Source organism: Pedobacter sp. UC225_65, assembly GCF_042698365.1.
Taxonomy (GTDB): domain Bacteria; phylum Bacteroidota; class Bacteroidia; order Sphingobacteriales; family Sphingobacteriaceae; genus Pedobacter.
In genome coordinates this window covers 3492385-3503595 of the sequence record NZ_CP170550.1, presented here as the reverse complement: position 1 = coordinate 3503595, position 11211 = coordinate 3492385, and the positions used below count along the sequence as shown (strand labels likewise).

At 38.8% G+C, this 11211-nt stretch carries 10 protein-coding genes and 1 pseudogene; 4 read left to right on the top strand and 7 right to left on the bottom strand.

The window, feature by feature from the left end; genetic code table 11:
* Nucleotides 1–227: 227 nt before the first annotated feature.
* From ACFJIZ_RS18455 to ACFJIZ_RS18425, 7 genes are all read right to left on the bottom strand, one after another.
* Nucleotides 228–509: a hypothetical protein gene (locus ACFJIZ_RS18455; RefSeq protein ID WP_379087421.1), complete on the bottom strand. Its 282-nt coding sequence runs from the start codon at nt 507–509 to the stop codon at nt 228–230.
* A complete protein-coding gene (locus ACFJIZ_RS18450; RefSeq protein WP_379087418.1) occupies nt 506–1654 on the bottom strand; it encodes an FAD-dependent oxidoreductase in 1149 nt (382 codons plus the stop codon). The genes ACFJIZ_RS18455 and ACFJIZ_RS18450 overlap by 4 nt, the downstream gene beginning before the upstream one ends.
* A 66-nt stretch (nt 1655–1720) precedes the next feature.
* Nucleotides 1721–3067: a TlpA family protein disulfide reductase gene (locus ACFJIZ_RS18445; RefSeq protein ID WP_379087414.1), complete on the bottom strand. Its 1347-nt coding sequence runs from the start codon at nt 3065–3067 to the stop codon at nt 1721–1723.
* Nucleotides 3068–3097: 30 nt separating this feature from the next.
* Nucleotides 3098–3673, bottom strand: coding sequence for a hypothetical protein (locus ACFJIZ_RS18440; RefSeq protein WP_379087411.1), 576 nt, complete (start codon nt 3671–3673; stop codon nt 3098–3100).
* Nucleotides 3630–4124 (bottom strand): outer membrane beta-barrel protein, encoded by a 495-nt coding sequence (locus ACFJIZ_RS18435; protein ID WP_379094111.1) that lies wholly within the window; start codon nt 4122–4124, stop codon nt 3630–3632. The genes ACFJIZ_RS18440 and ACFJIZ_RS18435 overlap by 44 nt, the downstream gene beginning before the upstream one ends.
* Before the next feature lie 26 nt (nt 4125–4150).
* Nucleotides 4151–5725: a hypothetical protein gene (locus ACFJIZ_RS18430; protein ID WP_379087408.1), complete on the bottom strand. Its 1575-nt coding sequence runs from the start codon at nt 5723–5725 to the stop codon at nt 4151–4153.
* 455 nt (nt 5726–6180) lie between these two features.
* Complete coding sequence (locus tag ACFJIZ_RS18425; protein WP_379087405.1) at nt 6181–6780, bottom strand: lipoprotein; 600 nt, start codon at nt 6778–6780, stop codon at nt 6181–6183.
* A 163-nt stretch (nt 6781–6943) separates the two neighbouring features.
* Between ACFJIZ_RS18425 and ACFJIZ_RS18420 the strand changes: the two genes are divergently transcribed.
* From ACFJIZ_RS18420 to ACFJIZ_RS18405, 4 genes and pseudogenes are all read left to right on the top strand, one after another.
* Nucleotides 6944–7354: a PIG-L family deacetylase gene (locus ACFJIZ_RS18420; RefSeq protein WP_379087402.1), complete on the top strand. Its 411-nt coding sequence runs from the start codon at nt 6944–6946 to the stop codon at nt 7352–7354.
* 14 nt (nt 7355–7368) lie between these two features.
* Nucleotides 7369–9357, top strand: a complete 1989-nt coding sequence (locus ACFJIZ_RS18415) for an LmbE family protein (protein WP_379087399.1) — start codon at nt 7369–7371, stop codon at nt 9355–9357.
* Nucleotide 9358: 1 nt separating this feature from the next.
* On the top strand, nt 9359–9490 hold the full coding sequence (locus ACFJIZ_RS18410) for a hypothetical protein (RefSeq protein WP_379087396.1): 132 nt from the start codon (nt 9359–9361) through the stop codon (nt 9488–9490).
* Nucleotides 9487–11198, top strand: a pseudogene (locus ACFJIZ_RS18405) (sodium:solute symporter). Before ACFJIZ_RS18410 ends, ACFJIZ_RS18405 begins: the two are co-directional and overlap by 4 nt.
* Nucleotides 11199–11211: the final 13 nt, after the last annotated feature.

The following is an 11211-nucleotide window of genomic DNA, read 5'->3' as shown; positions in this document are numbered from 1 at the left end:
AATATTGAAAACGTTTAGAAACAAGATATATCGACGAGATCGTTTACGATATAGACGAAGCCATTGATAGAGCCCTTTCTATTAGGGTAGTTGTAACGCGGTAGAATTATTGCAAAGATTAATAGACCTCAAGCCACGGATGTCATCCTTCATGCAGATGCAGGTTATGACATTGCCAAAGACACATTAAGTACACATCGATTGGGATTGAAATAATAGACCCAGTTTTAGTTTTTATAGTAGGCATCAAATAGCTTATTCCTAAACTTATAGCTTGGGTCGTACTTTTTCTTTAGCTTAAAAAATGCTGATGAATTTGGATAAGCCTTAGCAAATTGGGTTGGTGTGGCATAAATTTGATAGGGTAGATAATATGAACCTTCCTCAGACAAGGAAGCATCTATCAGTTGCTGTGTCCAAACTTTAACTTTTTGTTTTTCTGTGCTAGAAACACCTTGCCTGTAATAAATAACAAACGCAAAAACCTCTGTCTTAGCCCAAGCCATCATTGAACCTGGATCTTTTTGGCGTGCCGAATAGAAATATTGATGACATTGACTTTATGTTGTTTTAGTATTCGATTCATTTTGGGATAAAATGAATCGAATTTTTCAATTGGCACAAAATATTCTTGTAACACATAGGTTGATGTTTGACGAGACCTAGGTTCTAATTCTTTAACGTCATAAGTTGCTTCATAATTTCTCCATTCCACTATATTTTTGCGGTAATAGATAGGATTACCAATTCTTTTTCTTAACCATTTACCAAATTTGGAACCTGAAACAATATCTATTGCCATACGATTGAAGGCATAACCACCATCATTTGGTTTTAATCTATCTTTAATTGTTAAGTGCTTATTGGTCTCGAGGTAGGATATGGCCCTCACCTCATCAAACCCGTTAGGGTAGATATCTGCATTATGAAATATCACCTTTTTATTGTTTCTGATTGATTTTTGAAAGAACTGGCTATAAGCTCCGATTTTCATTACGGTATCGATCCGCTCTACTTTACAGTTATCCGTTAACGATAAAGTGGCCTCAGCAATTATCCCTATACCTCCATAACCACCAATTATCGCATTAAAAATCTCTTGATTTTGGCTTGGACTCGCTTCGATTAAATCGCCATTAGCCAACACAACTTTGATACTTTTCACGGAAAGGATGATAGGGCCTTGACCTACATATCTGCCATGAACATTTACACTTAACGACCCTCCAACGGTAAAATTAGCATAGGTCTGCATTATCTTGACAGAAAGATCATATTGATCAATAAACTGAATCAATGTTCTCCATCTAATCCCCGCTTGTACGGTAATCTCCTTCTTTTCTTTTGAGAAGCTGACAATGTGATTAAACCTCCGCATGTCTATCTGGATGGCATTTTCTGTAGCTGTTTGACCACCCATGCTAAATCTGCCTCCACCAATCGAAATGGCCCCTTTATGTCTTTTTACCAAATCGATAAGCTCTCTGGTAGAAACTGGCGAAACAATACCTTGTACCTTTATAGGATTGAGTTGCGTAATATCATTTACAACATTATTCTGTGCTGGCTGCTCTTTGTTTGAGCAACTATAGAGATTTAACGCAAGGGCAATGAGTAAGAAACCTAAAAATTGTCGCCAATTGATCTTTTTCATTTTCCAGTATTGTTTACCAAATATGCTTAAATAATTTAGTAAACCTTCTCACCTTTTTGGCTATCTCTATTTCAAAAGCTCATCAATTGCTTTTGCAGCAGTAGGTTGCGATGGCATTGGCGCATTCATGTCTACCATTATAAAGTTTTTATCGATCAATAAACTCCGCGGGATACTTACAATATTATAGGCCTGTAGTTTAGCTCGATTGATCATCCATTGGTGGTCATCCGCTTTGCGTTGGGCAAGGCTTTCTTTCCACAATACTTCGCTATCGTCAATTGACAAAGAAACAAAAGCCACCTCAGGGTTTGCTGCATATTTTTGTTTCAGTTTTTCGTAGGCTGGCATTTCCTGCATACAAGGACCACACCAGGTAGCCCAAAGGTCAACGTAGATTACTTTACCTTTTAAACTACTTAAATTCACTTTGCTCCCATCAGCCGTAGCCACCATAAAATCTACAGCTTGGTCTCCTTTACCAAATGCCATCAGATAAGTCAGCATCCGGTTCGCTGCATTTTGATAAGAAGGGGTCTTTAGCACTGCGATTTCTGTTTTAAAGTTAGCCAACGATAGTTTATCACTTACCTTTTGCATTTTTTTGACCATGTCAGAGACCGCAAAATAATCTTTGATCTGCTGTACATCAGTCGGCTTACCTCCTTCTTTGATTACCTCATTGGCTACATCTCTATATACCACCAATTGCAATAAGGAAGCATCTGCAAAATTCTTACTTAATGCTTTGATCTTGGGCGCAATTATTTTTGGATATTTCTCTGCAAATTCCTTTTCAGCTTCATCCTTAAGTTTAAGCATGTAGCCAATGTAAAATTCTCCATTGATATAGCTATTCATCAGATCAGCTTTGATACGGGCGTTTTCCAGACGCCTAAATTCAGGTGTAAGCTGTTTAATGGCGGCAAGTTCTTGCTCACGTAATTTAGCTTCCTGTTCTATCCATAACAAAGTTGCCTCAGGACTTTCCTTCACATTTCCTCCACCTTTAATAAACGAAGCTTCCTTCGGAAATGGAGTTTTCCGCAAATAGTTGTTTGCAATAGCGCCAATGCCCTTAAAAGTAGATTTTTCGGGAGCGCTACGATCAATAAAGACCTCCATATCGTCTCCAGGCGACAAGTATAGTATGTTCCGGCCTATTCGATAATAATTAGGCTTGTTGACCTTAAGTTTAGCGCTGAATCTTCCAGCCGAATCTGGCAAGATCATGTTGTTTGCATTTGGTGGCAATAAAAACTGGAATGCGGAAATGTCTTCTACATCAACCTGATTGTTAAATCCTTTTAATTGTCCTTTCAGCTTTACAAAGCCAATTGTTTGCGCATTTGTAGCAAACACGATCAAACAATTGAGAATAATTAGAACAGCTAGTTTTTTGATCAATTTCATAAAATAAGATTAATGTATGTGAATTTAAGTTTAAAATCTAAACATGGTATCTTTTCCACCAACTTTACCACCAAAGTTTTGGATGTTATAAGTCAAGGTAACCAAACCATGTCTACCCAAGTTATTGGTTCTTGAATCACGGATGGAGTTATCGCTAATGTAAATATTCCTTCTCGTGTTTGTGTTCAAAATATCATTCACTGCAAACTTTAACTGTGCCCTATCATTTTTCATAAACAGCAAGGTAAGTGCGGCATTCCAAATTTTAATATTGTTGTTAAAACCTGCTACTGTTTGGGTGTTGTATTGGATTCTATAGGTGGTTTCCCAAACCATTTTTTTAGGCCAACGTACAATCAGTTCTGTTTCACTACTATGGGTAAGATAGTTGATATCCTTGTAAAACTGCGAGTCGTATTTACTATTATTAATGCCCATATTGTAGCTTTCGGCAAGTTCAAACTTGTCATTTAGGTTCAAGCGAATATTTGCTCTTGGATTGAAGCCTAAGATATAGGCATAACTACGATCTCCATTGATCTGTACTACATTTCTGGTATAGTTAGACCAAAAACCTGTTCCAACACTGATTCTGCCGCTTGGCATTTTTAAATTCTTTGGTAATGTTAAATCCACCATTGAACCTATAAATACCATTAGCATTAACTGGGGTAGAAGTCTGCACTCCTGTTGCATTGTCAATTGTTCTTGCCATGATCACACCATCGTAATCCACATTCCCATTAAGGTTCGCATTATAGTTCAGGTTATTTTTGGTATCGTATTTATATAAATTCAGGTATACCTGATGTGTTTTGGATGGTTTTAAATTTGGATTACCATTTTGGATGAACAAGGGATTGGTATTATTGGCAACAGGCTGCACATAATTGACATCTGGCTCTCTAAACGATGGAGAATAGTTGATGCTCAAGTCCTTATACCTGATGATCAAAGAAGGGGCAACAAATTTAAAGTTCTGTTCGAAATCTGGGTACTTCGAACTATTGAATTTGTTGGTTAGATCGATGGTATTGAATACAAAACCTGGTTGGATGTTAAAGTCTTTGGTTATCTTCCACCTTAATGAAGCCCTACTATTTGTTTTGATCCTGATTGTGAAACAGTTTGTGTAAAATCTGGAACGGCAATATCGTATGCCTGACTTAATGGATCTTTATAAAAAGTAGCCAGCGCATTTTCGTTGTCGATGTAATTCCCACTAGAGGCCAGGGTAAAACTTAGTTTTTTACTGATCGGTTCGTTATAGTTCAGATTTAAGTAGGTATTAAAGTTGCTCACATCATTATCACGTAATTGGTCTTTTACATCTGATGATGCCGGATTATAGAAGTTGGTCGTAGCCATATTAAAATTATCGCCAAGATTATCCTTTTTAGAGACATTGACACTCGTATTGAAACTTCTTCCAGCTTTTTTAAAGTCTTTCCATAAATTGGCTACAATCAGATAAGAGGTATTGTCTCCCCTAAACCTTGTATTGTTAACTCCATCATTCAAGAGTTGGTTGGATCCATTTCTATTCTGTGTAAGTAAGGTATTCGCATTGCGTACAATATTTAGGTTTACAGAAGGTTCGATGGTCAAGGTGGTCAAACTATCTAATTTGATTTCTGCCTTTGCACCAAAGATGTGGTTGTAATTTTTGTTGAGCTGGTTTGAGTTGGTGGCCGTTAACAACTTACCATTCTGAAGGGTCTGGTCAATATCCGTTAACTGCTGTAACGAAGTATTGCTTTGTCCAAAAAAGTACCTTCCGTTTAGTTTAATTCCTTTTTTGGTTAAGGTATTAAAGTTTGCACCAGCACCTGCTGATTTTTGTATCCCGCTAGAAGATCCACCGAAGCCCATCCCATTGAGTTCAAAACCACCATCTGAATTGACCATCATAGAATTTACACCCATCCGCTGAAAACCACCAATCCGCATCACATCATTGATGCCAAAACCAGGTCTGTTGATGTTATTTCCATAAGCCAATAAACTTACTTGGGTGGTATCTCTAAAAAAGCTCATGATCGCCCCTGTTTCATAACGTTCATTTGGACCACCTCCGGCAAAGATCTTTCCAAAAGCGCCCTGTTTAATTGCTTTTTTCAATTTCAGATTGATTACCTGCGGCGTATTGGCTGCCAATAGGTCTGGATCATTCCGTTTGGCCTCTTTATCGTCGCTTACCTGGATCTTATCAATAATGTTGGCTGGCAAATTCTTTGTGGCTATTTGCTGGTCGCCTCCAAAAAACTCTTTTCCATCTACCAGGATCTTACTTACTGTTTTTCCATTCACCTGTATAGAACCATCAGCAGCAACAGCAACACCTGGCAGCTTTTTTAATAAATCTTCTACTACAGCAGTGGGCAAGGTCTTAAAGGATTCTGCATTAAATTCAATGGTATCTTTCCTTACAATAACTGGAGGCCTTTCAGATAGCACCACAATCTCATTTAAGGTATTTGATTTAGCTGATAGGAACAAATTGCCTAGGTTAACATTTGGTGTAGCGGCATTAATGGTCACCTCTCTACGTAGAATGCCATACATCCAAGCATTGACTACCAAACGGTATTTAACTCCAATTTCCAAATTACCGATCTTAAAAACACCTTTATCATCTGATAGTTTATAAGTGCTCAATACGGTATCTGCTTCTTTAAAAACAGAGATGTGGCATAGTTTAGAGTCAATTTGTGGTCTGTACTATCCATTAAAACACCAGTAATACTTCCTTTTTGGGCAAATAACAAGTTAGAGCTTAGGATAAGTGTAAGGGCAAGGACAAATAAATTTTTCTTCATAAAAGGTTCTGTATAAGTTTAAACTAGTAACAAGACTCTAAATTTCCCATATGTTGCATCAAAACTATAAAACTAGTTTGCTAAAATGGCTTTCCATCGTTATTGTTACGAAATTTCCGTAAAACAACGATTTGACAGAATCAGTTATACGAAAGTATTCGTACATTAAAATCGTTTCATCATTTTTACAACCAGCCATGCTGATTGCATTGTAAAGATGCCAAGCTTAAATTTTTAGAAATGAAAAATGTGACGAAACGAGCCAGAAATGGGATGAAATAGGCCCGTTTTAATTTACAACAAAATCTTGCTGCTGATTTCTTTGTCGATGGTGATGTAGCCTGGATATTTGACCAAACTTCCACCAACCATGATAGATGGTTTAATTTTAATGGTCACCAATCCTTTGGCTTCTGTTCCATTTGATGCACTTGTTAAAAATTGGGTAACATCATCTAAAATCTTACCGTTTGACAGAAATTTATAGATATTGGTGTTAAGCAGCAAAGGCACCACACTGGTTTGACCTGCCTCGATAGATACCCTTTGGTCTACCGTACCATTTACAATTTCTTGTTTATTGATCAAAATGATATATTCGAAATTATTGATGGCCGCTAATGAATTAGATGGATTTTTGATCTCTAGGTTTAGATCTGCTCTTAACGGAATGTCCTGTCTCAAGAATGCCAAAGCTAATGCTGGTGCATTGATCAGGTTAAATGATTTCCCTGCAATCAGTTTTTTAACGTCTGTACCTGCCAAAGTAATGTTGTTGGCATCGATCAATCTATATTCGCACTTCTCTAAAGCTTTGATCTGTTGCGCCTGTTTATTGATACTACAAGATGATAAAACGGCGGTAAATAGGAAGATAAAAAAGACTTTGTTCATTACTTGTTAACGTTGGTATAGCCGCAAAGGTATAAATCATCTGATCATTAAAATTTTTTCCTGTTTATATTATCTCGTTTTAAAGTCAAATTATTACGTAACAATATGACCTTCATCCTATGTTATGCTAAAATTTTAGTTAATTTACATCATAAAATACTGTATGAACTCTCGTATCTATTTTCTTGTTTTTTTATTGTTCCCTTGTTTTTTAAAGGCTCAGCAACAACAGCTCAATGCTGCAGAAATTGCCTTGGGCATTGCCAAACTAGGCATTAAGGGAAGCGTATTGTATATTGCTGCACATCCTGATGACGAGAACACCCGTCTATTGGCCTATCTGGCCAAAGAAGCAAAAGTAAGAGCTGGCTATTTATCCTTAACCAGAGGCGATGGCGGACAAAATCTGATCGGCAATGAGCAGGCTGAACTGTTGGGATTGATCAGGACTCAAGAACTATTGGCCGCACGCAACATTGATGGGGCCGAGCAGTTTTTTACTCGGGCAAATGATTTTGGTTTTTCTAAAACTCCTGAAGAAAGTTTTAAGTCTGGGGTAAAGAACAGATTCTAGCTGATGTAGTGTGGGTGATCCGTAAATTTAGACCAGATGTAATCATTACCCGTTTTCCGGAAGATGCTCGAGCTGGCCATGGACACCATTCTGGTTCGGCAATTTTAGCGAGAGAGGCTTTTAGCGCTGCTGCAGATCCCAAACGTTTTCCTGAACAACTCAAATATGTACAAGTTTGGCAGGCCAAAAGAATACTATGGAATACCTTTAACTTTGGCGGCACCAATACCACTTCGGCAGATCAACTTAAAATAGATGTAGGTCTTTTCAACCCTTTATTGGGCAAAAGTTATGGCGAAATTGCTGCAATTAGCCGTACCAACCACAAAAGCCAAGGCTTTGGTTCAGCTTTACAACGCGGTGAAGCTTTTGAATATTTTAGTCACGTGGGTGGAGAACCTGCAAAAACAGGGCTGTTAGATGGTGTAAACACGATGATTGGCAACAAGGAAGTTGAAGCACTTTTAACAAAGATCCAATCCAATTACCGCAACAATGCACCTTGGTTATCCCTACCAGATCTATTAAAACTTAAAAAGATCAGTCAACCCATTGCGTTTAACCACCAATTGTTAGATGAGCTCATTTTAGCTTGTGCCGGAATTTGGGTTGAAGCCAATGCGCCAGAAAACAGTTATGCCGCTGGCGATTCGATTCCAATCAAGATACAGGCCATAGTAAGGGCAACAGCTCCATTGTCTGTTACACTGGGGACAACAATCAACAAAAGCACCAAATTAGAACCAAATAAATTAGCAGTTATTGACTATAAGGTTGCTTCTTCATCGGCAGACATTACGCAACCTTATTGGCTCGCAAAAGCCCATCCAATTGGGCAATTTGTGATCGATTCGCAACAAGATGTAGGCTTTCCAGAAAATCCGAAATCTTTAAGCATCAAACTGCAATTGACCATTAATGGCGAAAAAATCGAATTGGAGCAACCTATTGTCTATAAATCAACAGATCCTATCCGTGGCGAGAAATACCAACCTTTGGTTTTGGCACCAACAGTTACAGCAACCTTAAGCGAAAAAGCATTTATGTTTAATGGCAACAATGCCAAAACCATTACGGTGCAGCTTAAAAGTTTCAGAAACAATAGCATGGGTTTCGTTACGCCTAAATTACCAAAGGGATGGAAAAGTAATCCCGAAAAGGTAGATTTCAATCTCCTCCGCAAAGGCGACGAACAGACCATCAGTTTTACCATTACCCCTGGTAGTGAAACCAATAGTGGAAATCTTGACCTACAGGTAAACATTAATGGAAACATTGATAACAGGGGCCTAAGGACAATCAGTTACGAGCATATTCCCAATATCACTCTTTTTCCGCAGGCCACTGCCAGAGTAGAAAAAATTGATCTGAAGATTGTGGGTAAACGCATTGCCTATATCGATGGAGCCGGCGATCTGGTTGGCGATGCATTAAAACAGATTGGATATGAAGTTACCCATTTTACGCCAGCACAGGTCTTAGCCAATGACCTTTCTGTTTATGATGCAATTGTAACGGGCGTTCGTTTATATAACATCAATGACGAGGTTAAAACCATTCAGCCAAAGTTGTTGACTTATGTGCAGAACGGTGGAACACTCTTGATCCAGTATAATGTAAACAATGGCCTTAAAATGCTGAATATTGGACCCTATCCTTTTAAACTGGCCAACAAGAGGGTAACAGAAGAAGATGCCAAAGTGAATTTTCTAGCCCCAACAAATCCAGCATTGAACTATCCAAATACCATCACCACCAAAGATTTTGATGGCTGGGTACAAGAGCGTGGAATCTATTTTGCCACAGATATTGACCCTAAGTACACCACTATATTGAGCATGAATGATACTGGCGAAGCCGCTAGCGATGGTTCATTATTGATTGCTGATTATGGAAAAGGGAAGTTTGTGTACACCTCTTTGGTTTTCTTTAGAGAACTGCCGGCAGGTGTACCAGGTGCCTACCGTCTATTTGCCAATTTGTTAGCCCCAAAGCAACCTTAATATGGAAGAGCAGCAACCAGAGAAAGACTTACCTCCCTTTGTAAAAAGCTGGAAACAGTTTTATGGCCTGCTCATCGCTTGGCTCGTTTTCCTCATTGTTTTGTTTTACGCTTTTACCAAATACTTCGAATGAGCACGATTGATTGGGCAGTTTTAATTGCAACGCTACTGTTAATTGTAGGTTATGGCGTTTATAAAAGTCGTGGGGCACAAAGCATGCAGGCCTATCTATTGGGCAACCAGAGTTTACCTTGGTATACGGTCTGTCTTTCGGTAATGGCTACACAAGCGAGTGCAATTACCTTTCTTTCAGCTCCTGGCTTGGCCTATTCGTCGGGGATGAGTTTTGTACAGTTCTATTTTGGGTTGCCACTGGCGATGATCGTACTCTGCATTACTTTTGTGCCCATCTTCCATCGCCTGAAGGTCTACACAGCCTACGAATATCTGGAACAACGCTTTGACCTTAAAACTAGGGCCTTAACTGCATTTTTATTCTTGATCCAGAGAGGATTGTCAACTGGGATGACCATTTACGCTCCATCCATTATCCTTTCTACAATCTTAAATATAGATACCACCTACACCACCTTATTTATTGGTGGCTTAGTGATCTTTTATACAGTTTATGGAGGCACCAAAGCCGTTTCCTACACACAGCTCCTACAAATGAGCATCATTTTCTGTGGGCTCTTTGCAGCAGGATCATGGTGGTGCATCTTTTACCAGGAAATATCGGTTTTACCAAGGCCATTTCCATTGCAGGTAAAATGGGCAGGACAAATGCCATTGATTTTAGTTTCGACTGGAACAACCAATATACCGTTTGGAGTGGATTGATTGGTGGTTTTTTCTTGCAGCTTTCTTACTTCGGAACAGACCAAAGCCAAGTTGGGCGCTACTTGACGGGAGCATCGGTTAGTCAAAGTCGTTTGGGGCTATTGATGAATGGCTTGGTTAAAATCCCAATGCAATTTCTCATTTTATTGATTGGCGTATTGGTGTTTACCTTTTATCAATACAATAAAGCACCGTTATTTTTTAACAGCTACGAGCTGAACAAATTAGCGCAAAGCCCTTATCAGCCAGAGCTAAAAAAAATCCAGGCCGCCTACGACCAATCTTTTGAAAGCAAACAACAAGAAGTAAACAAGTTAGATAAGGCCTTGGATGCCAATGACCAAAAGGCGATAGACCAGCAGCGCATTGCCGTAAAAAAAGCCGATGAGCAGACCAAAAGCATCAGAAAAGATTTAACAGACCTGATGTTGAAGAATGATAAAAAAGCAGCTACAAACGACAACAATTATATCTTTTTAAGTTTTGTAACCCAATACCTGCCAAAAGGCCTAATTGGACTGTTGATTGCCATTATCTTCTTGGCTTCCATGGGTTCAACTGCTAGCGCCTTAAACTCTTTGGCCTCTACCAGTGTTATCGACATCTATAAGCGACTGGTCAATAAAGAGGCCACAGATCAACAATATGTAAAGGCCTCGCGATGGGCTACGATCATTTGGGGCGTAGTGTGCATATTGATGGCTTTATATACCAGTAAGATCGGTAACCTAATCGAGGCGGTCAATATTTTAGGTTCCTTTATCTATGGAACTATTCTAGGTGTCTTCATCGTGGCCTTCTACCTCAAAAAGATAGATGGCAAAGCGGTTTTCTATGCAGCCATCCTAACCGAGATTATCGTTTGCATCTGTGGTTACCTAGAAGTAGTTGCTTATTTATGGCTAAACGTAATCGGCTGTTTATTGGTGGTTATTTTTGCTTTGGTAATCCAACAGTTCAGGCACAAAAAAACCGCTGAAGAAATTCCAGCGGTTGATTGATCTTGTAAATTGA